General features: G+C 50.4%; 45 protein-coding genes and 2 pseudogenes. 40 read left to right on the top strand and 7 right to left on the bottom strand.

The features are described 5' to 3' along the window. The 3 genes and pseudogenes from tuf to bfr all read left to right on the top strand — a co-directional run. Positions 1-180, top strand: a pseudogene (tuf, locus tag ACF8PE_RS04490) (elongation factor Tu); the annotation flags it as partial. A 177-nt stretch (positions 181-357) separates the two neighbouring features. Further along, positions 358-552 (top strand): bacterioferritin-associated ferredoxin, encoded by a 195-nt coding sequence (bfd, locus tag ACF8PE_RS04485; protein WP_008503493.1) that lies wholly within the window; start codon positions 358-360, stop codon positions 550-552. 70 nt (positions 553-622) lie between these two features. Beyond that, a complete protein-coding gene (gene bfr / locus ACF8PE_RS04480) occupies positions 623-1,099 on the top strand; it encodes a bacterioferritin (RefSeq protein ID WP_032614711.1) in 477 nt (158 codons plus the stop codon). Here the strand turns inward: bfr and ACF8PE_RS04475 are convergent. After that, positions 1,083-1,556: pseudogene (locus ACF8PE_RS04475) on the bottom strand (prepilin peptidase). The gene bfr and the pseudogene ACF8PE_RS04475 sit on opposite strands and share 17 nt — an antisense overlap. A gap of 387 nt (positions 1,557-1,943) precedes the next feature. Between ACF8PE_RS04475 and rpsJ the strand changes: the two are divergent. From rpsJ to ACF8PE_RS04320, 31 genes are all read left to right on the top strand, one after another. Then, positions 1,944-2,255, top strand: coding sequence for a 30S ribosomal protein S10 (rpsJ, locus tag ACF8PE_RS04470; protein WP_001181005.1), 312 nt, complete (start codon positions 1,944-1,946; stop codon positions 2,253-2,255). 32 nt (positions 2,256-2,287) lie between these two features. After that, positions 2,288-2,917 (top strand): 50S ribosomal protein L3, encoded by a 630-nt coding sequence (gene rplC / locus ACF8PE_RS04465; RefSeq protein WP_016538466.1) that lies wholly within the window; start codon positions 2,288-2,290, stop codon positions 2,915-2,917. A gap of 10 nt (positions 2,918-2,927) precedes the next feature. Further along, the gene (rplD, locus tag ACF8PE_RS04460; protein WP_003031119.1) at positions 2,928-3,533 is read left to right on the top strand and encodes a 50S ribosomal protein L4; all 606 of its coding nucleotides are present in this window, start codon (positions 2,928-2,930) and stop codon (positions 3,531-3,533) included. Continuing rightward, positions 3,530-3,832 carry a 50S ribosomal protein L23 gene (rplW, locus tag ACF8PE_RS04455; RefSeq protein WP_004868363.1) on the top strand — a complete coding sequence of 101 codons (303 nt, stop codon included), beginning with the start codon at positions 3,530-3,532 and terminating at the stop codon, positions 3,830-3,832. The genes rplD and rplW overlap by 4 nt, the downstream gene beginning before the upstream one ends. Positions 3,833-3,849: 17 nt before the next feature. Next, positions 3,850-4,671: a 50S ribosomal protein L2 gene (gene rplB / locus ACF8PE_RS04450; protein ID WP_000301869.1), complete on the top strand. Its 822-nt coding sequence runs from the start codon at positions 3,850-3,852 to the stop codon at positions 4,669-4,671. Between the two features lie 16 nt (positions 4,672-4,687). Continuing rightward, positions 4,688-4,966 (top strand): 30S ribosomal protein S19, encoded by a 279-nt coding sequence (gene rpsS, locus ACF8PE_RS04445; RefSeq protein WP_001138115.1) that lies wholly within the window; start codon positions 4,688-4,690, stop codon positions 4,964-4,966. A gap of 14 nt (positions 4,967-4,980) precedes the next feature. Beyond that, positions 4,981-5,313: a 50S ribosomal protein L22 gene (gene rplV / locus ACF8PE_RS04440; protein WP_002919773.1), complete on the top strand. Its 333-nt coding sequence runs from the start codon at positions 4,981-4,983 to the stop codon at positions 5,311-5,313. Between the two features lie 17 nt (positions 5,314-5,330). Continuing rightward, positions 5,331-6,032 carry a 30S ribosomal protein S3 gene (gene rpsC / locus ACF8PE_RS04435; RefSeq protein ID WP_000529945.1) on the top strand — a complete coding sequence of 234 codons (702 nt, stop codon included), beginning with the start codon at positions 5,331-5,333 and terminating at the stop codon, positions 6,030-6,032. Positions 6,033-6,044: 12 nt separating this feature from the next. Beyond that, the gene (gene rplP / locus ACF8PE_RS04430) at positions 6,045-6,455 is read left to right on the top strand and encodes a 50S ribosomal protein L16 (RefSeq protein ID WP_002919759.1); all 411 of its coding nucleotides are present in this window, start codon (positions 6,045-6,047) and stop codon (positions 6,453-6,455) included. Continuing rightward, complete coding sequence (gene rpmC / locus ACF8PE_RS04425; protein ID WP_032614707.1) at positions 6,455-6,646, top strand: 50S ribosomal protein L29; 192 nt, start codon at positions 6,455-6,457, stop codon at positions 6,644-6,646. The genes rplP and rpmC overlap by 1 nt, the downstream gene beginning before the upstream one ends. After that, positions 6,646-6,900: a 30S ribosomal protein S17 gene (gene rpsQ / locus ACF8PE_RS04420; protein ID WP_008503489.1), complete on the top strand. Its 255-nt coding sequence runs from the start codon at positions 6,646-6,648 to the stop codon at positions 6,898-6,900. The genes rpmC and rpsQ overlap by 1 nt, the downstream gene beginning before the upstream one ends. A 165-nt stretch (positions 6,901-7,065) precedes the next feature. Beyond that, positions 7,066-7,437, top strand: coding sequence for a 50S ribosomal protein L14 (gene rplN, locus ACF8PE_RS04415; RefSeq protein WP_004160583.1), 372 nt, complete (start codon positions 7,066-7,068; stop codon positions 7,435-7,437). A 10-nt stretch (positions 7,438-7,447) separates the two neighbouring features. Continuing rightward, positions 7,448-7,762 carry a 50S ribosomal protein L24 gene (gene rplX, locus ACF8PE_RS04410; RefSeq protein ID WP_003863287.1) on the top strand — a complete coding sequence of 105 codons (315 nt, stop codon included), beginning with the start codon at positions 7,448-7,450 and terminating at the stop codon, positions 7,760-7,762. Positions 7,763-7,776: 14 nt separating this feature from the next. After that, complete coding sequence (gene rplE, locus ACF8PE_RS04405) at positions 7,777-8,316, top strand: 50S ribosomal protein L5 (RefSeq protein WP_032614703.1); 540 nt, start codon at positions 7,777-7,779, stop codon at positions 8,314-8,316. Positions 8,317-8,330: 14 nt separating this feature from the next. After that, positions 8,331-8,636, top strand: coding sequence for a 30S ribosomal protein S14 (rpsN, locus tag ACF8PE_RS04400; RefSeq protein WP_032614701.1), 306 nt, complete (start codon positions 8,331-8,333; stop codon positions 8,634-8,636). A 30-nt stretch (positions 8,637-8,666) separates the two neighbouring features. Continuing rightward, on the top strand, positions 8,667-9,059 hold the full coding sequence (rpsH, locus tag ACF8PE_RS04395) for a 30S ribosomal protein S8 (protein ID WP_032614699.1): 393 nt from the start codon (positions 8,667-8,669) through the stop codon (positions 9,057-9,059). 12 nt (positions 9,060-9,071) lie between these two features. Further along, positions 9,072-9,605 carry a 50S ribosomal protein L6 gene (rplF, locus tag ACF8PE_RS04390; protein WP_032614696.1) on the top strand — a complete coding sequence of 178 codons (534 nt, stop codon included), beginning with the start codon at positions 9,072-9,074 and terminating at the stop codon, positions 9,603-9,605. Positions 9,606-9,614: 9 nt separating this feature from the next. Further along, the gene (gene rplR, locus ACF8PE_RS04385) at positions 9,615-9,968 is read left to right on the top strand and encodes a 50S ribosomal protein L18 (RefSeq protein WP_032614694.1); all 354 of its coding nucleotides are present in this window, start codon (positions 9,615-9,617) and stop codon (positions 9,966-9,968) included. Between the two features lie 14 nt (positions 9,969-9,982). After that, on the top strand, positions 9,983-10,483 hold the full coding sequence (gene rpsE, locus ACF8PE_RS04380) for a 30S ribosomal protein S5 (protein WP_007369821.1): 501 nt from the start codon (positions 9,983-9,985) through the stop codon (positions 10,481-10,483). A gap of 6 nt (positions 10,484-10,489) precedes the next feature. Then, positions 10,490-10,669 (top strand): 50S ribosomal protein L30, encoded by a 180-nt coding sequence (gene rpmD / locus ACF8PE_RS04375; protein ID WP_003863301.1) that lies wholly within the window; start codon positions 10,490-10,492, stop codon positions 10,667-10,669. Between the two features lie 3 nt (positions 10,670-10,672). Beyond that, complete coding sequence (gene rplO, locus ACF8PE_RS04370) at positions 10,673-11,107, top strand: 50S ribosomal protein L15 (RefSeq protein ID WP_032614692.1); 435 nt, start codon at positions 10,673-10,675, stop codon at positions 11,105-11,107. A 7-nt stretch (positions 11,108-11,114) separates the two neighbouring features. Next, positions 11,115-12,449 carry a preprotein translocase subunit SecY gene (gene secY / locus ACF8PE_RS04365; protein ID WP_032614690.1) on the top strand — a complete coding sequence of 445 codons (1,335 nt, stop codon included), beginning with the start codon at positions 11,115-11,117 and terminating at the stop codon, positions 12,447-12,449. A gap of 28 nt (positions 12,450-12,477) precedes the next feature. Continuing rightward, a complete protein-coding gene (gene rpmJ / locus ACF8PE_RS04360; RefSeq protein WP_000868187.1) occupies positions 12,478-12,594 on the top strand; it encodes a 50S ribosomal protein L36 in 117 nt (38 codons plus the stop codon). 146 nt (positions 12,595-12,740) lie between these two features. After that, on the top strand, positions 12,741-13,097 hold the full coding sequence (rpsM, locus tag ACF8PE_RS04355; protein WP_003031135.1) for a 30S ribosomal protein S13: 357 nt from the start codon (positions 12,741-12,743) through the stop codon (positions 13,095-13,097). A 16-nt stretch (positions 13,098-13,113) separates the two neighbouring features. Further along, complete coding sequence (gene rpsK, locus ACF8PE_RS04350; RefSeq protein WP_003863312.1) at positions 13,114-13,503, top strand: 30S ribosomal protein S11; 390 nt, start codon at positions 13,114-13,116, stop codon at positions 13,501-13,503. 34 nt (positions 13,504-13,537) lie between these two features. Continuing rightward, a complete protein-coding gene (gene rpsD / locus ACF8PE_RS04345; protein ID WP_032614687.1) occupies positions 13,538-14,158 on the top strand; it encodes a 30S ribosomal protein S4 in 621 nt (206 codons plus the stop codon). A gap of 25 nt (positions 14,159-14,183) precedes the next feature. Next, positions 14,184-15,173, top strand: coding sequence for a DNA-directed RNA polymerase subunit alpha (locus tag ACF8PE_RS04340; protein WP_002919219.1), 990 nt, complete (start codon positions 14,184-14,186; stop codon positions 15,171-15,173). Positions 15,174-15,213: 40 nt separating this feature from the next. Continuing rightward, complete coding sequence (gene rplQ / locus ACF8PE_RS04335) at positions 15,214-15,597, top strand: 50S ribosomal protein L17 (protein ID WP_001216368.1); 384 nt, start codon at positions 15,214-15,216, stop codon at positions 15,595-15,597. A 106-nt stretch (positions 15,598-15,703) separates the two neighbouring features. Then, positions 15,704-16,072, top strand: coding sequence for a DUF1992 domain-containing protein (locus tag ACF8PE_RS04330; RefSeq protein ID WP_032614686.1), 369 nt, complete (start codon positions 15,704-15,706; stop codon positions 16,070-16,072). 2 nt (positions 16,073-16,074) lie between these two features. Then, a complete protein-coding gene (gene zntR, locus ACF8PE_RS04325) occupies positions 16,075-16,500 on the top strand; it encodes a Zn(2+)-responsive transcriptional regulator (RefSeq protein WP_032614684.1) in 426 nt (141 codons plus the stop codon). A 55-nt stretch (positions 16,501-16,555) separates the two neighbouring features. After that, positions 16,556-16,801, top strand: coding sequence for an alternative ribosome-rescue factor A (locus ACF8PE_RS04320; protein ID WP_032614682.1), 246 nt, complete (start codon positions 16,556-16,558; stop codon positions 16,799-16,801). On the opposite strand, the gene mscL is transcribed toward ACF8PE_RS04320, so the two are convergent. The 5 genes from mscL to def form a co-directional block, all read right to left on the bottom strand. Next, positions 16,769-17,185: a large-conductance mechanosensitive channel protein MscL gene (gene mscL / locus ACF8PE_RS04315; RefSeq protein WP_032614681.1), complete on the bottom strand. Its 417-nt coding sequence runs from the start codon at positions 17,183-17,185 to the stop codon at positions 16,769-16,771. The two genes, ACF8PE_RS04320 and mscL, sit on opposite strands and share 33 nt — an antisense overlap. A gap of 146 nt (positions 17,186-17,331) precedes the next feature. After that, positions 17,332-18,708, bottom strand: a complete 1,377-nt coding sequence (gene trkA, locus ACF8PE_RS04310; RefSeq protein WP_032614678.1) for a Trk system potassium transporter TrkA — start codon at positions 18,706-18,708, stop codon at positions 17,332-17,334. Positions 18,709-18,730: 22 nt separating this feature from the next. Next, a complete protein-coding gene (gene rsmB, locus ACF8PE_RS04305) occupies positions 18,731-20,017 on the bottom strand; it encodes a 16S rRNA (cytosine(967)-C(5))-methyltransferase RsmB (RefSeq protein WP_392494636.1) in 1,287 nt (428 codons plus the stop codon). A gap of 52 nt (positions 20,018-20,069) precedes the next feature. Next, positions 20,070-21,017: a methionyl-tRNA formyltransferase gene (gene fmt, locus ACF8PE_RS04300; RefSeq protein WP_130588148.1), complete on the bottom strand. Its 948-nt coding sequence runs from the start codon at positions 21,015-21,017 to the stop codon at positions 20,070-20,072. Between the two features lie 25 nt (positions 21,018-21,042). Further along, positions 21,043-21,552, bottom strand: a complete 510-nt coding sequence (gene def, locus ACF8PE_RS04295; RefSeq protein ID WP_032614674.1) for a peptide deformylase — start codon at positions 21,550-21,552, stop codon at positions 21,043-21,045. Between the two features lie 127 nt (positions 21,553-21,679). Between def and dprA the strand changes: the two genes are divergently transcribed. From dprA to ACF8PE_RS04265, 6 genes are read left to right on the top strand one after another with little or no spacing between them, the layout of a single operon-like run. Further along, complete coding sequence (dprA, locus tag ACF8PE_RS04290) at positions 21,680-22,804, top strand: DNA-protecting protein DprA (RefSeq protein ID WP_130588149.1); 1,125 nt, start codon at positions 21,680-21,682, stop codon at positions 22,802-22,804. Beyond that, positions 22,776-23,249: a DUF494 family protein Smg gene (gene smg / locus ACF8PE_RS04285; protein ID WP_032614670.1), complete on the top strand. Its 474-nt coding sequence runs from the start codon at positions 22,776-22,778 to the stop codon at positions 23,247-23,249. The genes dprA and smg overlap by 29 nt, the downstream gene beginning before the upstream one ends. A gap of 26 nt (positions 23,250-23,275) precedes the next feature. Beyond that, positions 23,276-23,830 carry a type I DNA topoisomerase gene (locus ACF8PE_RS04280; RefSeq protein ID WP_032614667.1) on the top strand — a complete coding sequence of 185 codons (555 nt, stop codon included), beginning with the start codon at positions 23,276-23,278 and terminating at the stop codon, positions 23,828-23,830. Continuing rightward, complete coding sequence (gene tsaC, locus ACF8PE_RS04275) at positions 23,823-24,395, top strand: L-threonylcarbamoyladenylate synthase type 1 TsaC (protein WP_059309064.1); 573 nt, start codon at positions 23,823-23,825, stop codon at positions 24,393-24,395. Before ACF8PE_RS04280 ends, tsaC begins: the two co-directional genes overlap by 8 nt. 4 nt (positions 24,396-24,399) lie before the next feature. Then, positions 24,400-25,218, top strand: a complete 819-nt coding sequence (gene aroE, locus ACF8PE_RS04270) for a shikimate dehydrogenase (protein WP_059307079.1) — start codon at positions 24,400-24,402, stop codon at positions 25,216-25,218. Then, positions 25,215-25,463 carry a DUF1488 domain-containing protein gene (locus tag ACF8PE_RS04265; protein ID WP_032614661.1) on the top strand — a complete coding sequence of 83 codons (249 nt, stop codon included), beginning with the start codon at positions 25,215-25,217 and terminating at the stop codon, positions 25,461-25,463. Before aroE ends, ACF8PE_RS04265 begins: the two co-directional genes overlap by 4 nt. Here the strand turns inward: ACF8PE_RS04265 and ACF8PE_RS04260 are convergent. Next, a complete protein-coding gene (locus ACF8PE_RS04260) occupies positions 25,439-25,993 on the bottom strand; it encodes a gamma carbonic anhydrase family protein (protein ID WP_032614659.1) in 555 nt (184 codons plus the stop codon). The two genes, ACF8PE_RS04265 and ACF8PE_RS04260, sit on opposite strands and share 25 nt — an antisense overlap. Positions 25,994-26,422 lie beyond the last annotated feature (429 nt).

The following is a 26,422-nucleotide window of genomic DNA, read 5'->3' as shown; positions in this document are numbered from 1 at the left end:
ACTGACGTGACCGGTACCATCGAACTGCCAGAAGGCGTTGAGATGGTAATGCCAGGCGACAACATCAAGATGGTTGTTACCCTGATCCACCCAATCGCAATGGACGATGGTCTGCGCTTCGCAATCCGCGAAGGCGGCCGTACCGTTGGCGCGGGTGTTGTTGCTAAAGTTCTGGGCTAATTAATTATCCCTGAATTAAAAAGGACGCTTCGGCGTCCTTTTTTGTTGCCTTGCGTTTGTCCCTGTCACAAATTTTCGCATTTTTTGCTGGCGCCCGTCCCGTATCTCGATGCTTGTGCTATTGTAATCATAATTATTCTCACTTACACTTTGCGCATATTTTGAACGGGAGTGGTTATGTACGTTTGTTTATGTAATGGTGTAAGTGATAAAAAAATCCGTCAGGCCGTTCGCCAGTTTCAACCACAATCTTTTCAGCAGCTGCGTAAGTTTGTTCCAGTGGGAAATCAATGCGGTAAGTGCGTTCGCGCTGCCCGTGAGATCATGCAAGACGAATTGATGCAGATCCCGGAATACAAAGAGATTGCCTGAGGCTCATTCTTTTTTTTGACATCCCTGTAGCCCCATCTACGCTTCAATAAGTGGAAGCGGAGGGACTATAATGAAAGGTGATATTAAAATCATAAGTTATCTCAATAAATTATTGGGAAATGAGCTTGTCGCAATCAATCAATACTTTCTCCATGCGAGAATGTTCAAGAACTGGGGTCTGACTCGCCTCAACGACGTTGAATACCATGAATCCATTGATGAAATGAAACATGCCGATAAGTATATCGAGCGTATTTTGTTCCTTGAGGGGATCCCCAACCTGCAGGATCTCGGCAAGCTGGGTATCGGTGAAGACGTTGAAGAGATGCTGCGCTCCGATCTGGCACTGGAACTCGAGGGTGCAAAAGATCTTCGTGAAGCTATCGCTTACGCCGACAGTGTTCACGATTATGTCAGCCGCGATATGATGATCCAGATCCTGGCCGATGAAGAAGGGCACATCGACTGGCTGGAGACTGAGCTGGATCTTATCGGTAAAATCGGTCTGCAGAATTATCTCCAGTCACAGATCAAAGTGGAAAGCTGATCAGGCTTTGCCCGCCAATCATTAAACCTGCTGCCGCCATAAAAGGTCCAAAGGGCAGCGGGTTTTTTAATATCTGTTCTCCCGGTTTAAACAAAGATTTTATCAAAAGATAGAGCGTCGCCAGCAGGGCTGCCGATAAGGCCAGAGTAGGAAGCACGCACCAGCCATGCCATGCGCCCAGTGCCCCCAGATATTACACGTCTCCGTATCCCAATCCTTCGCGTTTACGTATCAGTTTGTAAGTCCAATAAATCATCGCGAAACCGGTGTATCCCGCGATCGCACCCAGAACCGCGCTTGCCAGAAAATCGGGATGAAGACAGAGGTGATAGAGCAGACCCGTCCAGAGCAATGGACAGAGGTATTTGTCCAAAAGCAGATGCGAACGGATATCTTCCCGGACTAATAAAAAGGTTAAACCCAGGTAGACGAACAGGAAGGGGAGGGTAGTAAGCATCGTTTGGCACCTCAATGAAATGTGTGAGGCCATATTCCGCGTACTTGCTGTGGTTAAACAAACTGCAAAACGAAACCCTGCGTAAAGCCTTCCTGAGTATTTGCAGGTCGCCGTTACATTACAGAAAATTTACGAGTCGCAACGCAAAACTCACCGGTGTCGTCTATTTCCTAAACGGGGCTTGCGTCCCGCCCAGATTTACGTATAATGCGCGGGCTTGTCGTAATTGACAGCTGGTTCAATCTGAACCCAGGCAACACTGTTTTTCGTTGCCTAACAATGCTCCCAATTGGGGGGCTACGTAAGAACGGTTACACTCTCCCATCAATCGTAATGGGTTTGAGTAGTAATCATTTTCGTTTATAAAATAATTGGAGCTCTGGTCTCATGCAGAACCAAAGAATCCGTATCCGTCTTAAAGCGTTTGATCATCGTCTGATCGATCAATCAACCGCGGAAATCGTCGAGACTGCTAAGCGCACTGGTGCGCAAGTCCGTGGTCCGATCCCGCTGCCGACCCGCAAAGAGCGCTTTACCGTTCTGATCTCCCCGCACGTTAACAAAGACGCGCGTGATCAGTACGAAATCCGCACTCACAAGCGTCTGGTTGACATCGTTGAGCCAACCGAGAAAACCGTTGATGCTCTGATGCGTCTGGATCTGGCTGCCGGTGTAGACGTGCAGATCAGCCTGGGTTAATCAGGTCATCGAGCGATTGAGAGGTTGATACAATGATTGGTTTAGTCGGTAAAAAAGTGGGCATGACCCGCATCTTCACTGAAGATGGCGTATCTATCCCAGTAACCGTAATCGAAGTTGAAGCAAACCGCGTTACTCAGGTTAAAGACCTGGCTAACGATGGCTACCGTGCCGTTCAGGTTACCACTGGTGCTAAAAAAGCTAACCGTGTAACCAAACCGGAAGCGGGTCACTTCGCTAAAGCTGGCGTTGAAGCTGGCCGTGGTCTGTGGGAATTCCGTCTTGCTGAAGGCGAAGAGTTCACCGTAGGTCAGGACATTAGCGTTGAGCTGTTTGCAGAAGTTAAAAAAGTTGACGTAACCGGTACCTCTAAAGGTAAAGGTTTTGCTGGTACCGTTAAGCGCTGGAACTTCCGTACTCAGGATGCCACGCACGGTAACTCCTTGTCCCACCGCGTTCCGGGTTCTATCGGTCAGAACCAGACTCCGGGCAAAGTGTTCAAAGGCAAGAAAATGGCAGGTCAGCTGGGTAACGAACGTGTGACTGTTCAGAGCCTGGACGTAGTACGTGTTGACGCTGAGCGCAACCTGCTGCTGGTTAAAGGTGCAGTTCCGGGTGCAACCGGTAGCGACCTGATCGTTAAACCAGCTGTGAAGGCGTAAGGGGATAGCAATGGAATTAGTATTGAAAGACGCGCAGAGCGCGCTGACTGTTTCCGAAACTACCTTCGGTCGTGATTTCAACGAAGCGCTGGTTCACCAGGTTGTTGTTGCTTATGCAGCTGGTGCTCGTCAGGGTACTCGTGCTCAGAAGACTCGTGCTGAAGTAACTGGTTCCGGCAAAAAGCCGTGGCGCCAGAAAGGTACCGGCCGTGCGCGTTCAGGTTCTATCAAGAGCCCGATCTGGCGTTCCGGTGGCGTGACCTTCGCTGCTCGCCCGCAGGACCACAGTCAAAAAGTTAACAAAAAGATGTACCGCGGCGCGCTGAAAAGCATCCTGTCCGAGCTGGTACGTCAGGATCGTCTGATCGTTGTCGAATCTTTCTCTGTAGAAGCGCCTAAAACTAAGCTGCTGGCACAGAAACTGAAAGACATGGCTCTGGAAGATGTGCTGATCATCACCGGTGAGCTGGACGAGAACCTGTTCCTGGCCGCACGTAACCTGCACAAGGTTGACGTACGCGATGCGACTGGTATCGACCCGGTTAGCCTGATCGCCTTCGACAAAGTCGTAATGACTGCTGATGCTGTTAAGCAAGTTGAGGAGATGCTGGCATGATTCGTGAAGAACGTCTGCTGAAGGTGCTTCGTGCACCGCACGTTTCTGAAAAAGCGTCTGCTGCGATGGAAAAAACAAATACCATCGTTCTCAAAGTTGCTAAAGACGCGACCAAAGCAGAAATCAAAGCTGCTGTGCAGAAACTGTTTGAAGTCGAAGTCGAAGTCGTTAACACCCTGGTAGTTAAAGGGAAAGTTAAACGTCACGGACAGCGTATCGGTCGTCGTAGCGACTGGAAAAAAGCTTACGTCACCCTGAAAGAAGGCCAGAACCTGGACTTCGTTGGCGGCGCTGAGTAAGTCGGAGGAGTAATACAATGGCAGTTGTTAAATGTAAACCGACATCTCCGGGTCGTCGCCACGTCGTTAAAGTGGTCAACCCAGAGCTGCACAAGGGCAAACCTTTTGCTCCGCTGGTTGAAAAAAACAGCAAATCCGGTGGTCGTAACAACAATGGCCGTATCACCACTCGTCACATCGGTGGTGGTCACAAGCAGGCTTACCGTATTGTTGACTTCAAACGCAACAAAGACGGTATCCCAGCTGTTGTTGAGCGTCTTGAGTACGATCCGAACCGTTCCGCGAACATCGCGCTGGTTCTGTACAAAGATGGCGAGCGCCGTTACATTCTGGCCCCTAAAGGCCTGAAAGCTGGCGACCAGATTCAGTCTGGCGTTGATGCTGCAATCAAAGCAGGTAACACCCTGCCGATGCGCAATATCCCGGTTGGTTCTACCGTTCATAACGTAGAAATGAAACCAGGTAAAGGCGGTCAGCTGGCACGTTCCGCTGGTACTTACGTTCAGATCGTTGCGCGCGATGGTGCTTATGTCACCCTGCGTCTGCGTTCTGGTGAAATGCGTAAAGTCGAAGCAGACTGCCGCGCAACTCTGGGCGAAGTTGGCAATGCTGAGCATATGCTGCGCGTTCTGGGTAAAGCAGGTGCTGCACGCTGGCGTGGTGTTCGTCCTACCGTTCGCGGTACTGCGATGAACCCAGTCGACCACCCACATGGTGGTGGTGAAGGTCGTAACTTTGGTAAGCACCCGGTAACTCCGTGGGGCGTTCAGACCAAAGGTAAGAAGACCCGCAGCAACAAGCGTACTGATAAATTTATCGTACGTCGCCGTAGCAAATAATATTAGAGGATAAGCCATGCCACGTTCTCTCAAGAAAGGTCCTTTTATTGACCTGCACTTGCTGAAGAAGGTAGAGAAAGCGGTGGAAAGCGGAGACAAGAAGCCCCTGCGCACTTGGTCCCGTCGTTCAACGATCTTTCCTAACATGATCGGTTTGACCATCGCTGTCCATAATGGTCGTCAGCACGTTCCAGTCTTTGTTTCCGATGAAATGGTCGGTCACAAACTGGGTGAATTCGCACCGACTCGTACTTATCGCGGCCATGCTGCTGATAAAAAAGCGAAGAAGAAATAAGGTAGGAGGAAGAGATGGAAACTTTAGCTCAACATCGCCATGCTCGTTCTTCTGCTCAGAAGGTTCGCCTTGTTGCTGACCTGATTCGCGGTAAGAAAGTGTCGCAGGCCCTGGACATCCTGACCTATACCAACAAGAAAGCTGCGGTATTGGTTAAGAAGGTACTGGAATCTGCCATTGCTAACGCTGAACACAACGATGGCGCTGACATTGACGATCTGAAAGTCGCGAAAATCTTCGTAGACGAAGGCCCAAGCATGAAGCGCATTATGCCGCGTGCGAAAGGTCGTGCAGATCGCATCCTGAAGCGCACCAGCCACATTACTGTGGTTGTGTCCGATCGCTGAGACTCTGGAGACTAGCAATGGGTCAGAAAGTACATCCTAATGGTATTCGCCTGGGTATTGTAAAACCATGGAACTCAACCTGGTTTGCGAACACCAAAGAATTCGCTGACAACCTGGACAGCGATTTTAAAGTACGTCAGTACCTGACTAAGGAACTGGCTAAAGCGTCTGTATCTCGTATCGTTATCGAGCGTCCAGCTAAGAGCATCCGTGTGACTATTCACACCGCTCGTCCTGGCATCGTAATCGGTAAGAAAGGCGAAGACGTAGAAAAACTGCGCAAGGTCGTAGCGGATATCGCTGGCGTTCCTGCACAGATCAATATCGCTGAAGTTCGTAAGCCTGAACTGGACGCTAAATTGGTTGCTGATAGCATCACTTCACAGCTGGAACGTCGCGTTATGTTCCGTCGTGCTATGAAGCGTGCTGTACAGAACGCAATGCGTCTGGGCGCTAAAGGTATCAAAGTTGAAGTTAGCGGCCGTCTGGGCGGCGCGGAAATCGCACGTACCGAATGGTACCGCGAAGGTCGCGTACCGCTGCACACTCTGCGTGCTGACATCGACTACAACACCTCTGAAGCGCACACCACTTACGGTGTAATCGGCGTTAAGGTATGGATCTTCAAAGGTGAGATCCTGGGTGGTATGGCTGCTGTTGAACAACCGGAAAAACCGGCTGCGCAACCTAAAAAGCAGCAGCGTAAAGGCCGTAAATAAGGAGCGTCGCTGATGTTACAACCAAAGCGTACAAAATTCCGTAAAGTGCACAAAGGCCGCAACCGTGGTCTGGCGCAGGGTACGGATGTTAGCTTCGGCACTTTCGGTCTGAAAGCTGTTGGCCGTGGTCGTCTGACTGCACGTCAGATCGAAGCAGCACGTCGTGCTATGACCCGTGCAGTTAAGCGTCAAGGTAAAATTTGGATCCGTGTATTCCCGGACAAACCAATTACCGAGAAGCCGCTGGAAGTTCGTATGGGTAAAGGTAAAGGTAACGTGGAGTACTGGGTTGCCTTGATCCAACCGGGCAAAGTCCTTTATGAAATGGACGGTGTTCCGGAAGAGCTGGCCCGTGAAGCCTTCGGCCTGGCAGCAGCGAAACTGCCTATCAAAACCACCTTTGTAACTAAGACGGTGATGTAATGAAAGCAAATGAGCTGCGTGAAAAAAGCGTAGAAGAGCTGAACGCTGAGCTGCTGAACCTGCTGCGTGAGCAGTTCAACCTGCGTATGCAGGCTGCAAGTGGCCAGCTGCAACAGACTCACCTGCTGAAGCAGGTACGTCGTGATGTTGCACGCGTTAAGACTTTACTGACTCAGAAGGCGGGTGCGTAATGACCGATAAAATCCGTACTCTGCAAGGTCGTGTTGTTAGCGACAAAATGGAGAAATCCATCGTTGTAGCTATCGAACGTATTGTGAAACACCCGATCTACGGTAAATTCATCAAGCGTACGACCAAACTGCACGTACATGACGAGAACAACGAATGTGGTATCGGCGACAAGGTTGAAATCCGTGAATGCCGTCCACTGTCCAAGACTAAGTCCTGGACGCTGGTTCGCGTTGTAGAGAAAGCGGTTCTGTAATAGAGTAGCCTTCTCGATACGAATAAACGGCTCAGCAATGGGCCGTTTATTTTTTCTACCCATATTGCAGAAGCGGTGTTATAATGCCGCGCCCTCGATATGGGGCTTTTTAACGGCTCTGATTTTAGAGTCTCAGGTAGTAGTTGACATTAGCGGAGCACTGAAATGATCCAAGAACAGACTATGCTGAACGTCGCCGACAACTCCGGTGCACGTCGCGTAATGTGTATCAAGGTTCTGGGTGGCTCGCACCGTCGCTACGCAGGCGTAGGCGACATCATCAAGATCACCATCAAGGAAGCAATTCCACGTGGTAAGGTCAAGAAAGGTGATGTGCTGAAAGCGGTAGTGGTGCGCACCAGGAAGGGTGTTCGTCGCCCTGACGGTTCTGTCATTCGCTTCGATGGTAATGCATGCGTTATTTTAAACAATAACAGCGAGCAGCCTATCGGCACGCGTATCTTTGGGCCGGTAACTCGTGAACTTCGTACTGAAAAGTTCATGAAAATTATCTCTCTGGCACCAGAAGTACTCTAAGGAGCGAATCATGGCAGCGAAAATCCGTCGTGATGACGAAGTTATCGTGTTAACCGGTAAAGATAAAGGTAAACGCGGTAAAGTAAAAAATGTTCTGTCTTCCGGCAAACTCGTCGTTGAAGGTATCAACCTGGTTAAGAAACATCAGAAGCCGGTTCCGGCCCTGAACCAGCCAGGTGGCATCGTTGAAAAAGAAGCTGCAATTCAGGTTTCTAACGTTGCAATCTTCAATGCGGCAACCGGTAAGGCTGACCGTGTAGGCTTTAGATTCGAAGACGGCAAAAAAGTCCGTTTCTTCAAGTCTAACAGCGAAACTATCAAGTAATTTGGAGTAGTACGATGGCGAAACTGCATGATTACTACAAAGACGAAGTAGTTAACAAACTCATGACTGAGTTTAACTACAATTCTGTCATGCAAGTCCCTCGGGTCGAGAAGATCACCCTGAACATGGGTGTTGGTGAAGCGATCGCTGACAAGAAACTGCTGGATAACGCAGCAGCTGATCTGACAGCAATCTCCGGTCAAAAACCGCTGATCACCAAAGCACGCAAATCTGTTGCAGGCTTCAAAATCCGTCAGGGCTATCCGATCGGCTGTAAAGTAACTCTGCGTGGCGAACGCATGTGGGAGTTCCTTGAGCGCCTGATCTCTATTGCTGTTCCACGTATCCGTGACTTCCGTGGCTTGTCCGCTAAGTCTTTCGACGGTCGTGGCAACTACAGCATGGGTGTCCGTGAGCAGATCATCTTCCCAGAGATCGACTACGATAAAGTCGACCGCGTGCGTGGTTTGGATATTACCATTACCACTACTGCGAACTCTGACGAAGAAGGCCGCGCTCTGCTGGCTGCGTTTGACTTCCCGTTCCGCAAGTAAGGTAGGGTTACTGAATGGCTAAGCAATCAATGAAAGCACGCGAAGTAAAGCGCGTAGCTTTAGCTGATAAATTCTTCGCTAAACGCGCTGAACTGAAAGCGATCATTTCTGATGTGAACGCTTCCGACGAAGATCGTTGGAATGCTGTTCTCAAGCTGCAGTCTCTGCCGCGTGATTCCAGCCCGTCTCGTCAGCGTAACCGCTGTCGTCAAACAGGTCGTCCACATGGTTTCGTGGGCAAGTTCGGGTTGAGCCGTATCAAACTGCGTGAAGCCGCCATGCGCGGTGAAGTACCAGGCTTGAAAAAGGCTAGCTGGTAATTACCAATTGAATCACGGGAGTAAAGACAGATGAGCATGCAAGATCCGATCGCGGATATGCTGACCCGTATCCGTAACGGTCAGGCCGCGAACAAAGTTGCGGTCACCATGCCTTCCGCCAAGCTGAAAGTGGCAATTGCCAACGTGCTGAAGGAAGAAGGTTTTATCGAAGATTTTAAAGTTGAAGGCGACACCAAGCCGGAACTGGAACTTACTCTTAAGTATTTCCAGGGTAAAGCTGTTGTAGAAAGCATTCAGCGTGTCAGCCGCCCAGGCCTGCGCATCTATAAGAAAAAAGATGAGCTGCCAAAAGTTATGGCCGGCATGGGTATCGCAGTTGTTTCTACCTCTAAAGGTGTTATGACTGATCGTGCAGCGCGCCAAGCTGGTCTTGGTGGCGAAATTATCTGCTACGTAGCCTAATCGGAGGAAAGAATGTCTCGTGTTGCTAAAGCACCGGTCGTTATTCCTGCCGGCGTTGATGTAAAAATCGACGGTCAGGTTATTACGATCAAAGGTAAAAATGGCGAGCTGACTCGTACCCTCAACAATGCTGTTGAAGTTAATCATGTAGACAACGCTCTGACTTTCGGCCCACGTACTGGTTACGTTGATGGCTGGGCTCAGGCTGGTACCGCGCGTGCCCTGCTGAACTCAATGGTTGTTGGTGTTACCGAAGGCTTCACTAAAAAGCTTCAGCTGGTTGGTGTAGGTTATCGTGCAGCGATCAAAGGGAATGCAGTAGGCCTGTCTCTGGGCTTCTCACACCCGGTTGAGCATCCGCTGCCGGCCGGTATCACTGCAGAATGCCCGACTCAGACTGAAATCGTGCTGAAAGGCGCTGATAAACAGCTGATCGGTCAGGTTGCAGCAGATCTGCGCGCCTACCGTCGTCCTGAGCCTTACAAAGGCAAGGGTGTTCGTTACGCCGACGAAGTCGTGCGTACCAAAGAGGCTAAGAAGAAGTAAGGTAACACTATGGATAAGAAATCTGCTCGTATCCGTCGTGCGACCCGCGCACGCCGCAAGCTCAAAGAGCTGGGTGCAACTCGCCTGGTGGTACATCGTACCCCGCGTCATATTTACGCACAGGTCATTGCACCAAACGGTTCTGAAGTTCTGGTAGCTGCTTCTACTGTAGAAAAAGCTATTACTGAACAATTGAAGTACACCGGTAACAAAGACGCTGCTGCAGCTGTAGGTAAAGCTGTTGCTGAACGCGCTCTGGAAAAAGGCATCACAGTTGTGTCCTTTGACCGTTCCGGGTTCCAATATCATGGTCGCGTCCAGGCACTGGCAGATGCTGCCCGTGAAGCTGGCCTTCAGTTCTAAGGTAGAGGTGTAAGATGGCTCACATCGAAAAACAGGCTGGCGAACTGCAGGAAAAGCTGATCGCGGTTAACCGCGTATCTAAAACCGTTAAAGGTGGTCGTATTTTCTCCTTCACAGCTCTGACTGTTGTTGGTGATGGTAATGGCCGCGTAGGTTTTGGTTACGGTAAAGCGCGTGAAGTTCCAGCAGCGATCCAGAAAGCGATGGAAAAAGCCCGTCGCAATATGATTAACGTCGCGCTGAACCACGGCACCCTGCAGCACCCAGTTAAGGGTACTCACACGGGTTCTCGTGTCTTCATGCAGCCAGCTTCCGAAGGTACCGGTATCATCGCCGGTGGTGCAATGCGCGCCGTTCTGGAAGTTGCTGGAGTTCATAACGTTCTGGCTAAAGCATATGGTTCCACCAACCCGATCAACGTGGTTCGTGCAACTATTGATGGCCTGGAAAATATGAAATCTCCAGAAATGGTCGCTGCCAAGCGTGGTAAATCCGTTGAAGAAATTCTGGGGTAATTGACCATGGCAAAGACTATTAAAATTACACAAACCCGCAGTGCAATCGGACGTCTGCCGAAACACAAGGCAACTCTGCTTGGCCTGGGTCTGCGTCGTATTGGTCATACCGTTGAGCGCGAGGATACTCCTGCTGTTCGTGGTATGGTCAACGCGGTTTACTTCATGGTTAAAGTTGAGGAGTAAGAGATGCGTTTAAATACTCTGTCTCCGGCCGAAGGCTCTAAAAAGGCGGGTAAACGCCTGGGTCGTGGTATCGGTTCTGGCCTCGGCAAAACCGGTGGTCGTGGTCACAAAGGTCAGAACTCTCGTTCTGGCGGTGGCGTACGTCGCGGTTTCGAGGGTGGCCAGATGCCACTGTACCGTCGTCTGCCGAAGTTCGGCTTCACCTCTCGCAAATCAGCGATCACAGCCGAAGTTCGTCTGTCTGACCTGGCGAAAGTTGAAGGCGGCGTTGTAGACCTGAACACGCTGAAAGCAGCAAACATTATCGGTATCCAGATCGAGTTCGCGAAAGTGATCCTGGCTGGTGAAGTTTCTACTCCGGTAACTGTTCGTGGCCTGCGTGTTACTAAAGGTGCTCGTGCTGCTATCGAAGCTGCTGGCGGTAAAATCGAGGAATAAGTAGCAGATGGCTAAACAACCGGGATTAGATTTTCAAAGTGCCAAAGGTGGCTTAGGCGAGCTGAAACGCAGACTGTTGTTTGTAATCGGTGCGCTTATTGTGTTCCGTATTGGCTCTTTTATTCCGATCCCTGGTATTGATGCCGCTGTACTTGCCAAACTGCTTGAGCAACAGCGTGGCACCATCATTGAAATGTTTAACATGTTCTCTGGTGGTGCTCTCAGCCGTGCTTCAATCTTTGCTTTGGGTATCATGCCGTATATTTCGGCATCGATCATTATCCAGCTGCTGACGGTCGTTCATCCGACCTTGGCAGAGCTGAAGAAAGAAGGGGAGTCTGGTCGTCGTAAGATCAGCCAGTACACCCGTTACGGCACTCTGGTGCTGGCGATATTCCAGTCGATCGGTATTGCTACCGGTCTACCGAATATGCCTGGTATGCAGGGCCTGGTTATTAACCCAGGCTTTGCATTCTATTTCACCGCTGTTGTAAGTCTGGTTTCAGGAACGATGTTCCTGATGTGGCTCGGCGAACAAATTACTGAACGAGGTATCGGCAACGGTATTTCGATCATTATCTTCGCTGGTATTGTTGCGGGTCTCCCGCCAGCCATCGCCCATACTATCGAGCAAGCGCGTCAAGGCGACCTGCACTTCCTCCTGTTGCTGTTGGTTGCAGTATTAGTATTTGCAGTGACGTTCTTTGTTATCTTCGTTGAACGTGGTCAACGCCGCATTGTGGTAAACTACGCGAAACGTCAGCAAGGTCGTCGTGTCTATGCTGCACAGAGCACACATTTACCGCTGAAAGTGAATATGGCAGGGGTAATCCCGGCAATCTTCGCTTCCAGTATTATTCTGTTCCCGGCGACCATCGCGTCATGGTTCGGGGGCGGGACTGGTTGGAACTGGCTGACAACAATTTCGCTGTATTTGCAGCCTGGGCAACCACTTTATGTGTTACTCTATGCGTCTGCGATCATCTTCTTCTGTTTCTTCTACACGGCGTTGGTCTTCAACCCGCGTGAAACAGCAGATAACCTGAAGAAGTCCGGTGCATTTGTACCAGGAATTCGTCCGGGAGAGCAAACGGCGAAGTATATCGATAAAGTAATGACTCGCCTGACTTTGGTTGGTGCGCTTTATATTACTTTTATTTGCCTGATCCCGGAGTTCATGCGTGATGCAATGAAAGTACCGTTCTACTTCGGTGGAACCTCACTGCTTATCGTTGTTGTCGTGATTATGGACTTTATGGCTCAAGTGCAAACTCTGATGATGTCAAGTCAGTACGAGTCTGCATTGAAGAAGGCGAACCTTAAAGGCTACGGCCGACAATAGGTCGCTCGAGAAGTTACGGAGAGTAAAAATGAAAGTTCGTGCTTCCGTCAAGAAATTATGCCGTAACTGCAAAATCGTTAAGCGTGATGGTGTCATCCGTGTGATTTGCAGTGCCGAGCCGAAGCATAAACAGCGCCAAGGCTGATTATTTCGCATATTTTTCTTGCAAAGTTGGGTTGAGCTGGCTAGATTAGCCAGCCAATCTTTTGTATGTCTGTACGTTTCCATTTGAGTATCCTGAAAACGGGCTTTTCAGCATGGTGCGTACATATTAAATAGTAGGAGTGCATAGTGGCCCGTATAGCAGGCATTAACATTCCTGATCAGAAACATGCTGTGATCGCATTAACTTCGATCTACGGCGTCGGCAAGACCCGTTCCAAAGCCATTCTGGCTGCAGCGGGTATCGCTGAAGATGTTAAGATCAGTGAGCTGTCTGAAGAACAAATCGACACGCTGCGTGACGAAGTTGCCAAATTTGTCGTTGAAGGTGATCTGCGCCGTGAAGTTAGCATGAGCATCAAGCGCCTTATGGATCTTGGTTGCTATCGCGGTTTGCGTCATCGTCGTGGTCTCCCGGTTCGCGGCCAGCGTACCAAGACCAACGCACGTACCCGTAAGGGTCCGCGCAAACCGATCAAGAAATAATCGGGGTGATTGAATAATGGCAAAGGCACCAGTTCGTGCACGTAAGCGTGTAAGAAAACAAGTCTCTGACGGCGTGGCTCATATCCATGCTTCTTTCAACAACACCATCGTTACTATTACTGATCGTCAGGGTAACGCACTGGGTTGGGCAACAGCCGGTGGTTCCGGTTTCCGTGGTTCACGCAAATCCACTCCGTTCGCAGCTCAGGTTGCAGCAGAGCGTTGCGCTGAAGCCGTAAAAGAATACGGCATCAAGAATCTGGAAGTTATGGTAAAAGGTCCGGGTCCAGGTCGCGAATCTACTGTTCGTGCTCTGAACGCCGCTGGTTTCCGCATCACGAATATTACTGATGTGACTCCGATCCCTCATAACGGTTGTCGTCCGCCGAAAAAACGTCGCGTATAACGCGTTCGTTTTCTAGGATTGTTGGAGATAGAAAATGGCAAGATATTTGGGTCCTAAGCTCAAGCTGAGCCGTCGTGAGGGCACCGACTTATTCCTTAAGTCTGGCGTTCGCGCGATCGATACCAAGTGTAAAATTGAACAAGCTCCTGGCCAGCACGGTGCGCGTAAACCGCGTCTGTCTGACTATGGTGTGCAGTTGCGTGAAAAGCAGAAAGTTCGCCGTATGTACGGTGTGCTGGAGCGTCAGTTCCGTAACTACTATAAAGAAGCAGCACGTCTGAAAGGCAACACCGGTGAAAACCTGTTGGCTCTGCTGGAAGGCCGTCTGGACAACGTAGTATACCGTATGGGCTTTGGTGCCACTCGTGCTGAAGCACGTCAGATGGTTAGCCATAAAGCAATCATGGTAAACGGTCGTGTTGTTAACATCGCTTCTTATCAGGTTAAAGCGAATGACGTTGTTAGCATTCGTGAGAAAGCGAAAAAGCAATCTCGCGTGAAAGCCGCTCTGGAGCTGGCTGAGCAGCGTGAAAAGCCAACCTGGCTGGAAGTTGATGCTGGCAAGATGGAAGGCACGTTCAAGCGTCAGCCGGAACGTTCTGATCTGTCTGCGGACATTAACGAACACCTGATCGTCGAGCTTTACTCCAAGTAAAGCTTAGTACCAAAGAGAGGACACAATGCAGGGTTCTGTGACAGAGTTTCTAAAACCGCGCCTGGTAGATATCGAGCAAGTGAGTTCGACGCACGCCAAGGTGACCCTTGAGCCTTTAGAGCGTGGCTTTGGCCATACTCTGGGTAACGCACTGCGCCGTATTCTGCTCTCATCGATGCCGGGTTGCGCGGTGACCGAGGTTGAGATTGATGGTGTACTTCATGAGTACAGCACCAAAGAAGGCGTTCAGGAAGATATCCTTGAAATCCTGCTCAACCTGAAAGGGCTGGCGGTGAGAGTTCAGGGTAAAGATGAAGTTATTCTTACTCTGAATAAATCTGGCATTGGCCCTGTGACTGCAGCCGATATCACCCACGACGGTGATGTCGAAATCGTCAAGCCGCAGCACGTGATCTGCCACCTGACCGATGAGAACGCAGCTATTAGCATGCGTATCAAAGTTCAGCGCGGTCGTGGTTATGTGCCGGCTTCTGCCCGAATTCATTCGGAAGAAGATGAGCGCCCAATCGGCCGTCTGCTGGTCGACGCATGCTACAGCCCTGTAGAGCGTATTGCCTACAATGTTGAAGCAGCGCGTGTAGAACAGCGTACCGACCTGGACAAGCTGGTCATCGAAATGGAAACCAACGGCACAATCGATCCTGAAGAGGCGATTCGTCGTGCGGCAACCATCCTGGCAGAACAACTGGAAGCTTTCGTTGACTTACGTGATGTACGTCAGCCGGAAGTGAAAGAAGAGAAACCAGAATTCGATCCGATCCTGCTGCGCCCTGTTGACGATCTGGAATTGACTGTCCGCTCTGCTAACTGCCTTAAGGCAGAAGCTATCCACTATATCGGTGATCTGGTACAGCGTACCGAGGTTGAGTTGCTGAAAACGCCGAACCTGGGTAAAAAATCTCTTACTGAGATTAAAGACGTGCTGGCTTCACGTGGTCTGTCTCTGGGCATGCGCCTGGAAAACTGGCCACCGGCAAGCATTGCTGACGAGTAACCGGATCACAGGTTAAGGTTTTACTGAGAAGGATAAGGTCATGCGCCATCGTAAGAGTGGTCGTCAACTGAACCGCAACAGCAGCCATCGCCAGGCTATGTTCCGCAACATGGCAGGTTCACTGGTTCGTCATGAGATCATCAAGACGACCCTGCCTAAAGCGAAAGAGCTGCGTCGCGTAGTTGAGCCGCTGATTACTCTTGCCAAGACTGACAGCGTTGCTAATCGTCGTCTGGCATTCGCCCGTACTCGTGATAACGAGATCGTGGCAAAACTGTTTAACGAACTGGGCCCGCGTTTCGCGAGCCGTGCCGGTGGTTACACTCGTATTCTGAAGTGTGGCTTCCGTGCAGGCGACAACGCGCCGATGGCTTACATCGAGCTGGTTGATCGTTCAGAGAAAGCAGAAGCTGCTGCAGAGTAATCTGCAGTAACGTAAAAAAACCCGCTTCGGTGGGTTTTTTTATATCTGCTGTATCCCCACTTTCCTACAATAGTCGTATTCTTTTCATTCTCTGCGGAGTTTTGCTATGTGGTTACTTGACCAGTGGGCAGAACGACACATTCTTGATGCTCAACGCCAGGGTGAATTTGATAACCTGCCTGGTAGTGGATGCCCATTAATACTGGATGATGATTCACATGTTCCTGCTGAACTGAGAGCAGGTTATCGAATGTTGAAAAATGCTGGTTGCCTGCCGCCAGAACTTGAGCAGCGTAAAGAGGCAGTTGAGCTTGCTCACTTACTCAGTACAGTCAGACAAGGATCTCCCGAGCATACGGATTACAGCCAGCGACTCGCACTTCTTGAGCTTAAGCTTCGACAGGCGGGTGTAAGCACAAATTTCCTGCACGGCGACTACGCTGACCGGCTAGTGAAAAAAATGAATGAGGATTAGCGATGTATCGTATTGGTGAGATTGCGAAGCTGGCTGATGTCACGCCTGACACCATTCGTTATTACGAAAAACAGCAGATGATGGAGCATGAAATTCGCACTGAAGGTGGCTTTCGGTTGTATACCGATAAGGATCTTCAGCGGTTGAAGTTCATTCGTCACGCCCGACAGCTGGGTTTTACGCTGGAATCGATCCGTGAACTGCTGTCGATCCGCATCGATCCTGAACACCACACCTGCCAGGAATCAAAAAGCATTGTGCAGGCGAGACTGAGTGAAGTCGAAGCGCGTATCGAAGAGTTACAAACGATGCGCCTGTCTCTACAGCGGCTGAACGATGCTTGTTGTGGCACTGCTCATAGTAGCGTCTACTGCTCTATCCTCGAAACACTCGAGCAGGGGGCAAACGGAGAAACGCGCGGCTGTTGATTTTATTTATCTCAGCTTTTCCACTCGCGTGGATATTGTCTATACCGGAGAAATCATGAGCCATTATCAGCATAAGAAAGGGCAAATCAACGATAACGCTATTGAAGCATTATTACATGATCCTTTATTCAGGCAGCGAATTGAGAAGAATAAGAAAGGGAAAGGAAGTTATCTACGTAAAAATAAACATGCGAAACGGGGTAACTGGGAGGCCAGTGGCAAGCAAGCAAATCGCTTTCTTACCACTGGCCTTCTTGCTTTCAGAGCCTTACAAAGTACGGTTGTTTTGCGCTTTCAGTAAGTCACGAATTTCTGTCAGCAATACTTCTTCTTTCGAGGGTGCTGCCGGCGCAGCCGGTTCTTCTTTTTTCTTACGATTCAATCTATTGATCAGCTTGATAGCCATAAAGATGGCAAAAGCAACAATCACAAAATCAAATACGTTTTGAATAAACACGCCGTAATGCATTACCACTGCAGGAATATCACCTTGTGCTTCACGCAGTGTTATAGCGAACTGTTTGAAATCGATCCCGCCAATCAATAATCCCAGCGGGGGCATGATAATATCGGCAACCAGTGATGAAACGATCTTACCAAACGCTGCACCAATAATTACACCTACAGCCAAATCCACTACATTCCCGCGCATCGCAAATTCGCGAAATTCTTTAATAAAACTCATTTTGTTCTCCTTGTGCCAGCTGACAAATACAAGTTTAACAAATCATTAGCGGATTGCCATTGAAGAGAGACATGCGTCACAGAAATATAACCCTTACATATTATTGGGTTATAAAAAAAGGTGCTGATAACAGCACCCTTCAGGCATTACAGGAAGAAAGGACTTGGCTGGAACAGACGTTCGACGTCGGTAATAAACTTTTTATCTGTCAGGAACATGATTACATGATCGCCTTGCTCAATGCGCAAGTTATCATTGGCGATCATCACATCATTACCGCGCACTACCGCACCAATGATGGTCCCCGGCGGGAGCTTAATTTCGTCGATAGTACGCCCTACCACACGGGAAGTACTTTCATCTCCGTGCGCCACGGCTTCGATAGCTTCTGCCACTCCGCGACGTAGAGAAGACACACCCACGATGTCCGCTTTACGTACATGGCTCAGCAGGGCAGAAATAGTGGCCTGTTGCGGTGAAATTGCGATATCAATGACGCTGCCTTGTACCAAATCGACATACGCCCGACGCTGAATAAGCACCATGACTTTCTTCGCGCCCATCCGTTTTGCCAGCATCGCTGACATGATGTTGGCTTCATCGTCATTGGTGACCGCAATGAAAAGATCAACTTGATCGATATGTTCTTCGGCGAGCAACTCTTGATCCGACGCATCGCCATAAAAAACGATCGTATTTTGCAGTTTTTCTGCCAGCTCAGAAGCTCGCTGTTGATCGCGTTCGATCAGTTTAACGCTGTAATCTTTTTCCAACTGGCGAGCCAGACCGGCACCGATATTACCGCCCCCAACCAGCATGATGCGTTTATAGGGTTTTTCCAGTCGCTGAAGTTCACTCATTACTGCACGAATGTGCTGCGATGCAGCAATAAAGAAGACTTCATCTCCGGCTTCGACAATGGTAGAGCCTTGCGGTCGGATAGGGCGATCATGACGGAAGATCGCGGCGACACGGGTATCAATATGCGGCATATGTTCGCGCATGGTGGAAAGCGCGTTGCCAATCAGTGGGCCACCATAATAGGCTTTGACCACTGCAAGACTGACTTTACCTTCCGCGAAATTCACCACCTGCAGTGCGCCCGGGTATTCAATCAGTCGGTAGATGCTGTCGATAACCAGCTGTTCTGGCGCAATCAAATGGTCGATAGGAACCGCATCGGAATGAAACAGCTTATCGGCATCGCGGACATAATCCGGGGAGCGGATACGTGCAATGCGGTTTGGGGTGTTGAAGAGTGAATAGGCGACCTGACAGGCAACCATATTAGTCTCATCGGAACTGGTAACAGCAACCAGCATATCGGCATCATCAGCACCGGCTTCACGTAACACCCGTGGATGAGAACCATGCCCCTGAACCACACGCAGATCAAATTTATCCTGCAGGCTGCGCAGACGATCGCCATTGGTATCAACGATTGTGATGTCGTTATTCTCACCGACCAGGTTTTCTGCCAGCGTACCGCCCACCTGTCCCGCGCCCAGAATGATTATCTTCATATCTTGTGACCCGTTTTCAACATCACTCTTTGATTAGCTTAGCGTAAAAGAAGCCGTCGCCTTCTTCTGCCCCTGGCAGGTTTTGTTTGCCGGGCTGCTCTGGTGTACCGGTCAGATGCAGACGGGCATTGGGCGTACGCTTCAGGAAGGCCGCGATCTGCTGACTGTTCTCTTCTGGCAATACGGAACAGGTGGCATACACCAGCGTCCCGCCGCTTTTCAGATGTGGCCAGATGGCATCCAGAATCTCAGACTGCAGCTGTGCCAGCTCTTTAATATCCCGATCGCGGCGTAACCATTTAATATCAGGATGGCGGCGGATCACCCCGGTAGCGGAACAAGGGGCATCCAGTAAAATACGGTCGAACTGCTCATCTCCGCACCACTGAGCTGGTGTACGTCCGTCGCCCTGTTTGACCTCGGCCTTCATGCCAAGCCGTTTAAGGTTATCGTAAACACGTGAAAGACGCTGTTCGTCAACATCGACCGCCATTACGCTTGCCTGCGGTGCGACTTCCAGAATATGCGTTGTCTTACCGCCAGGCGCGGCGCACAGATCAAGGATACGTTCGCCATTTTGCGGTTCAAGCCAGGTCATGCAACCCTGGGCAGAGGCATCCTGAACGGTAACCCAGCCCTGTTCAAACCCTGGAAGAGTATGCACCGGCGCTGGCGCGGCCAGACGAACCGCATCACTATATTTCGGATGCGGGAATCCACTCATCCCGGCTTCTTCCAGTAGTGCCAGCCACGCATCGCGGGAGTGGTGGTTGCGGTTGACGCGTAACCACATAGGCGGTCGCTGGTTATTAGCCTCAACCAGCGTTTCCCACTGCTGAGGATAGGCTTTTTGCAGACGTTTTAATAACCAGTCGGGATGCAGGAAACGTTTTTCCGAGCGGGCAAATTCAGTCAGCAATTCATCCTGCTGACGCTGGAACTGGCGTAAAACGCCATTAACCAGCCCTTTAAGCTGCGGACGTTTTACCGCAACTGCACCTTCTACCGTCTCGGCCAGTGCGGCATGAGGCGGAATACGGGTATGCAGTAACTGATAGAAGCCGACCATGATCAGATAATGAAGTACGCGCTGTTTGCCTGCCATCGGGCGCGCCATTAGTTTTCCGATCAGCCACTCCAGCTGCGGTAAGGTGCGCAGAACGCCAAAGCACAACTCCTGAAGAAGCGCCTTATCTTTATCGGAAACTTTTTGCTGTAATGGTGGCAGGACATTGCTCAATGATTGGCCCTGTTCGACCACTTGTTCAATTGCCTGCGCTGCCAGGCTGCGTAAATTTTGTTTTTTCATAACCGCAAAAATAAAAATGCCCGGAAACACCGGGCCTTAAATGGAGATGATCTCAGGCGAGACTATTGCCAGGCGTAAACCATTCACGGCGTGAGTTCAGAAGATCCTGCGCGCTCATGGCTTTTTTACCGGCTGGTTGTAAGGATTCCAGATTCAGGATCCCTTCAACAGTTGCGACCTGAATACCCTGCTTATTCGCTTCAACTATTGTTCCGGGTGCGGCATTGACTGGTCCGGCAATGACGGAGGCCTGCCAGACTTTCACCGGCTGCCCGTCTATTTCCAGCCAGCTCATTGGCCAGGGATTAAATGCCCGAATGCACCGTTCAAGCTGGGCTGCAGGAAGTGACCAGTCGAGGCGGGCCTCTTCTTTGCTGAGCTTATCGGCATAGGTCACCAGGGCTTCGTCCTGGACTTCCGGTTGAACACGGTTATCCGCCAGCTGCTGCAGCGTATCAATAAGACCTTTTGGCCCAAGCTCCGCCAGTTTGTCATACAGCGTGGCGCTGGTATCTTCGTCGGTAATAGGGCAAGAAAGCTTATAGAGCATGTCGCCGGTATCCAGACCTACGTCCATCTGCATAATCGTCACGCCAGTGTCGGCATCTCCGGCCCACAACGAACGTTGAATCGGAGCTGCGCCGCGCCAACGCGGAAGCAGTGAACCGTGGACATTAATGCAACCCAGGCGCGGCATATCCAGTACCGCTTTTGGCAGGATGAGGCCATAAGCCACAACCACCATGACATCCGCATTTAAATCTGCGACCAGCTGCTGGTTTTCCTGTGGCCGCAACGAAGCAGGCTGAAAAACCGGTAAGCCGTGTTCTTCTGCCAGCACTTTAACCGGGCTCGGCATCAATTTTTTACCGCGGCCTGCCGGGCGGTCGGGCTGAGTAAAAACGCCGACAACCTGATGGCCAGACGACAACAGCGCGTCCAGATGACGCGCTGCGAAGTCAGGTGTTCCTGCGAAGATGATACGTAGTGATGTAGACACGTTAATCCTTGTATCCGGGGTCACGTTATGCGCGAGCGCGCATGCGATCCAGTTTCTCTACTTTCTGACGAATACGCTGCTGTTTCAATGGAGAGAGGTAATCGATAAACAGCTTACCGACCAGATGATCCATTTCATGCTGAATGCAGATTGCCAGAAGATCGTCCGCTTCCAGTTCGAATGGCTTACCGTCGCGATCAAGCGCACGTATTTTAACTTTCTCTGCGCGAGGAACCAGCGCACGCTGCTCAGGAATGGAGAGACAGCCTTCTTCGATTCCGGTTTCACCGCTTTTTTCCAGTAACTCCGGGTTAATTAATACCAGGCGTTCTTCACGGTTTTCGGAAACATCAATCACGATAATGCGCTGATGAATATCTACCTGCGTAGCTGCGAGACCGATACCTTCTTCGGCGTACATCGTGTCGAACATATCATCAATGATACGTTGCGTTTCTGCATTCACTTCTTTAACCGGTTCGGCGACTTTGCGAAGGCGCTCGTCCGGGATATGTAACACTTGCAAAACTGCCATATTTTTCCAGAGTCGTATTCAGGAGTTGATAAGAATATAACCTCTATTCTAGACAAAACCCCCTCTGATTGACAGCATCAGTGACCAATCGCAAAGATTGCCAGAGCGGCTTGTGGCAGGGGAAAGGATGACATCCACAGAGATATGGTTACGCCTGATAAGCATTGGAGAATTATACGGCGATAAGATGGTGGCGATAGCGCAGCAGTTGCAGCGTGAACCCCACATTGATAACACTGCGCTGGCAGGCGTGGGGCTGACCCAAAAGCAAAAGACGCGCTTCTTTTCATTTTCGGCGCATGAGCTGGAACGCAGCATGCAATGGCTGGCAGAGCCAGGCCATCACCTGTTATGTGCTGACAATGCCTTGTACCCCGTCCAGCTGCGCGCAATTTCGGATTACCCTGGCGCCCTGTTCGTCATGGGGGATGTGCGGGTGCTGTCGAGCCTGCAGCTAGCCGTCGTGGGTAGCCGTTCCCATTCCTGGTACGGAGAGCGATGGGGCAAGATCCTGTGTGAACAGTTAGCCCAGGCGGGCCTGACAATTACCAGCGGTCTCGCCTGTGGGATTGATGGGGTTGCACATCGTGCCGCGCTTAATGTTAAAGGGAAAAGCGTGGCGGTTTTAGGCAACGGCTTGTCCGGTGTCTACCCCCGTCGGCATCACTCGCTGGCCATGCAGCTTGTTGAGAGCGGTGGCGCTGTGGTTTCGGAGTTTCCTCTCGCTACGCCGCCATGGCCCGGTAATTTTCCCCGGCGTAACCGTATTATTAGCGGCCTAAGTCAGGGGGTGTTCGTTATCGAAGCTCTGTTAAAGAGTGGTTCACTCGTTACGGCGAAATGCGCACTCGAGCAGGGACGCGAAGTCTTTGCGCTGCCAGGGGCGATTGGAAATCCAGGATGTGAGGGGCCGCACTGGTTAATTAAGCAGGGAGCCACGGCAGTAACGGCGGTCGAAGATATTCTGGAAAGTTTGCAATATGGCCTTAACTGGCTGCCTGAGGATCACGAAAATTGGCTTTATTCATCAGATCAGGACCAGGTAGCATTGCCATTTCCTGAGCTCCTGGCTAACGTAGGAGATGAGGTAACACCTGTTGACGTTGTCGCTGAACGTGCCGGCCAACCTGTGCCAGTAACGGTAGCACAGCTACTCGAACTGGAGTTAGCAGGATGGATCGCAGCTGTACCTGGCGGCTATGTCCGATTAAGGAGGGCAAGCCATGTTCGACGTACTCATGTATTTGTTTGAGACTTACATCCATAACGAAGCTGAAGCACGCGTGGATCAGGACAAACTTACACGCGATCTTACCGATGCAGGTTTCGAACGGGAAGATATTTACAACGCGTTAATATGGCTCGAAAAACTGGCTGATTATCAAGAAGGCCTCGCCGAACCGATGCAGTTGGCTTCCGATCCACTGTCTGTACGCATTTATACGGCTGAAGAGTGTGAAAGGCTGGATGCCAGTTGCCGGGGATTTGTTTTATTCCTTGAGCAGATTCAGGTGCTGAACCTCGAAACGCGAGAAATGGTGATAGAGCGCGTCATGGCGCTGGATACGGCAGAATTTGAGCTGGAAGATCTGAAATGGGTCATCCTGATGGTTCTGTTCAACATTCCAGGCTGTGAAAATGCCTATCAACAAATGGAAGAATTACTCTTTGAAGTGAATGAAGGTATGCTGCATTAATTCATCATGCAGCACCAAGAGTTGTTATGGCCAAATCAGCACTATTTACGGTGCACAAAAATGAGCCATGCCCGCAGTGCGGGGCAGAGCTTGTAATCCGGTCCGGTAAACACGGGCCGTTTCTCGGTTGTTCACACTATCCAGACTGTGATTATGTCCGTCCCCTGAAAAGTCAGGCGGACGGGCATATTGTTAAAGTTCTGGAGGGACAGGCATGCCCGCAATGTGGCAGCGATCTGGCGCTGCGTCAGGGTCGCTATGGCATGTTTATCGGGTGTAGTCGCTATCCTGAATGTGAACATACTGAACAGATTGATAAACCCGATGAGACAGCCCTGGCCTGTCCACAATGTGACAGCGGCCACCTTGTTCAACGGCGTTCACGTTATGGTAAGACATTCCATTCCTGCGATCGTTATCCTGAATGTCAATTCGTGACTAATTTCAAACCGGTGGCGGGAAGCTGTCCTGAGTGCCACTACCCGCTACTTATCGAGAAGAAAACGGCGCAAGGCATGAAGCGTTTTTGCGCCAGTAAACAATGTGGAAAGCCGGTTTCGGCGGATCAAAAAAGTGAATAATAACCTGCAATCAGACTCCATTGCGCATGCAGTGGGCGTACTGAATAAAGAAGATGTCATCGCTTATCCAACAGAAGCTGTTTTTGGGGTGGGATGCGATCCCGACAGCGAATTAGCCGTATCGCGCCTGTTAACACTCAAACAAAGGCCGGTTGAAAAAGGGCTGATTCTCATCGCTGCCAGTTTCGACCAGCTTAAACCTTATATTGATGATTCCATGTTGACGTCTGCGCAACGTGAAACTATTTTTGCGGCCTGGCCGGGTCCCGTGACCTTTGTATTCCCTGCGCTGCCAACGACCCCGCGGTGGCTGACGGGACGGTTTGATTCACTCGCCGTTCGCGTAACAGACCATCCCTTGGTTATCGAACTCTGCCATCGTTTTGGTAAACCGCTGGTCTCTACCAGTGCCAATCTGACGGGCTTGCCTCCATGCCGTACAGCAGAAGAGGTGTTAGCGCAGTTTGGTAACGATTTTCCTGTGGTTATCGGTGAAACCGGCGGTCGCCTGAATCCGTCAGAAATTCGTGATGCTTTGACCGGCGAACGTTTTCGCCAGGGGTAATGAGATGGAAGCGTACGCCGTTTTTGGTAATCCAATCGCTCACAGCAAGTCACCGTTTATTCATCAGCAGTTTGCGCAGCAGCTGCACATTGATCATCCTTATGGACGTGTGCTTGCGCCTGTCGATGGCTTTGTCATGACGTTGAATAAATTTTTTGCTGGTGGCGGAAAAGGGGCAAATGTCACCGTGCCTTTTAAGGAAGAGGCATTCGAGCGTGCCGATGAATTAACGGAACGTGCGTCCCTCGCGGGAGCGGTGAATACCCTTAAACGGCTTGAAGATGGCCGGATTCTGGGGGATAACACGGACGGTATCGGCTTGCTGAGCGATCTGGAGCGGCTATCATTTATCAAACCAGGCGCGCGCGTCCTGTTGATAGGTGCGGGTGGGGCTTCGCGTGGGGTTATTTTACCGTTGCTCTCTCTGGATTGCGCTGTGACCATAACGAATCGTACTTATTCCCGTGCCGTAGAGCTGGCCACCTTGTTTGCCCATACCGGGAGCATTCAAGCGGTGGGCATGGACGCGCTAAGTGGTCATGAATTTGATCTGATCATTAATGCGACCTCGAGCGGTATTGCTGGCGAGGTTCCCGCTATTCCTTCTTCATTAGTTAACGCGCATGTTCATTGCTACGACATGTTCTACCAAAAAGGCAAAACGTCTTTTCTGAGCTGGTGTGAACAACACGGTGCAAAACATCTTGCTGATGGGCTGGGAATGCTGGTGGGGCAGGCCGCACACGCCGTACTGTTGTGGCACGGTGTATTGCCAGCAGTCGAACCCGTGATTGAAAAGCTCAAACAGGAGCTGTCGGCATGAACCAGGCGATCCAGTTTTCGGACCGGGAAACGTGGGACGACGAAAAGCGGGCCGTCTGTTTTCCCGCTCTGGTGAACGGCATGCAAGCGATGTGTGCGATTGAAGGGGCAACACTGGTTCGTCGTTTTGGCGAAGGCCTGCCACTCACTCTTTTTCGTGAACATCGCTGGGATCTGGAAGAAGAAGCCAGCGATGCGATCCGTGCAGGCGAAGAAGATGATCAGGGCTGGTTCTGGCTCTCTTGATCCAGATAGTCATTCTTCCACTTAACATAGTTATTGGCTGAGTACTTCAGGCCTTCCTTCTCCGCTTCTGTCAGGGGGCGGATCTGTTTCACCGGGCTACCTAAATAAAGAAAGCCGCTTTCTAACCGCTTATTTTGCGGAACCAGACTCCCGGCACCAATCATCACATCATCTTCTACTACCACACCATCCAATAAAATAGATCCCATACCCACCAGAACACGATTGCCGATGGTGCAACCGTGCAGCATCACCTTATGACCGACAGTAACTTCTTCACCAATGATTAGCGGGTTGCCTTCAGGGTTATAAGAGGATTTATGGGTAACGTGCAGCACGCTGCCATCCTGAATATTGGTGCGTGCGCCGATGGAGACATAGTTAACATCTCCACGGATGGCAACCAGGGGCCAGATACTGACGTCGTCGCCCATACGGACATCACCAATGACCACACTGCTGCTGTCGATCAAGACGCGATCGCCTTTTTTGGGGAAAAGATCTTTATAGGGACGGAGTGCTACAGACATATCAACCTCGACTGATGTGCTTTTTATAGAAACTTTGATCCTATTATTCTGCTTGATCAAGGAGGAATTGCGTCATTATTTGAGCGGATCGCGTGGGATTTCGGCGAAAAGAACGAAAAAAGAACAGTCAGTAGAAAAGATCGAAAAAATGCTTGTGCTAAAAACTGGGATCCCTATAATGCGCCTCCATCGACACGGCGGATGTGAATCACTTCACACAAACAGCCGGGCCGGTTGAAGAGAAAAGCGAAAATAATCGCTTGACTCTGAAAGAGGAAAGCGTAATATACGCCACCTCGCAACGGTGAGCGAAAGCCGCGTTGCACTGCTCTTTAACAATTTATCAGACAATCTGTGTGGGCACTCAAAGTGACATGGATTCTTAATGTCTCCGGACAATAAATGAATACCAAGTCTCTGAGTGAACAT

It is taken from the genome of Leclercia sp. GLN_9 (assembly GCF_043105735.1).
In the GTDB taxonomy this organism is placed as follows: Bacteria; Pseudomonadota; Gammaproteobacteria; order Enterobacterales; family Enterobacteriaceae; genus Enterobacter; species Enterobacter adecarboxylatus.
Note: the sequence above shows the minus strand (reverse complement) of the source record. Positions and strands in the feature narration are given on the sequence as shown.